The organism is Burkholderia sp. Bp8984, from assembly GCF_003853755.1.
GTDB lineage: Bacteria > Pseudomonadota > Gammaproteobacteria > Burkholderiales > Burkholderiaceae > Burkholderia.
In genome coordinates this window covers 1-794 of the sequence record NZ_QTQN01000099.1, presented here as the reverse complement: position 1 = coordinate 794, position 794 = coordinate 1, and the positions used below count along the sequence as shown (strand labels likewise).

General features: G+C 65.2%; 1 protein-coding gene. It reads right to left on the bottom strand.

The features are described from left to right. Positions 1–794 (bottom strand): NAD(P)/FAD-dependent oxidoreductase (locus DID98_RS35500; protein WP_185640935.1); only part of this gene is annotated, 794 nt, incomplete at both ends.

Sequence of the window (794 nt, the reverse complement as noted above, 5' to 3'; positions counted from 1 at the left end):
ACCACGAAGCCGACCACGACCTGGTTGTTGTCCATGTGATACAGGAACGAGCCGCCGTACGTATCGGACTTCAGCGGCCAGCCGGCCGTGTGGATCACGAGGCCCGGCTTGTGCTTCGCCGGATCGATTTCCCACAGTTCCTTGATGCCGATCCCGTACGCCTGCGGATCGGCGTTCGCGTCGAGCTTGAACTTCGAGATCAGCTGACGGCCGAGGTGACCGCGGCAGCCTTCGGCGAACAGCGTGTACTTCGCGTGCAGTTCCATGCCGAGCTGGAAGTTCTCGGTCGGCTCGCCGTCCTTGCCTACGCCCATGTTGCCGGTGGCGACGCCTTTCACGGAACCGTCGTCGTTGTAGAGAATCTCCGCGGCCGGGAAGCCCGGGAAGATCTCGACGCCCAGCGCTTCCGCCTGCTGGCCGAGCCAGCGCGTGACGTTGCCCAGCGAGATCACGTAGTTGCCGTGGTTCTTGAAGTTGTCGGGCAGCGCCCAGTTCGGCGTGGTGACCGCGCTGCTCTCGGACAGGAACAGGAAGCGGTCTTCGGTCACCTCGACGTTCAACGGCGCACCCTGTTCCTTCCAGTCGGGGAACAGCTCGGTGATCGCGCGCGGGTCCATCACCGCGCCCGACAGGATGTGCGCGCCGATCTCGGAACCCTTCTCGAGCACGCACACGCCGATCTCGGTGCCTTTCTCGGCGGCCAGCTGCTTGAGCCGGATCGCGGCCGACAGCCCGGCCGGGCCGCCGCCGACGATCACGACGTCGTATTCCATCGATTCGCGCGGGCCGTATTG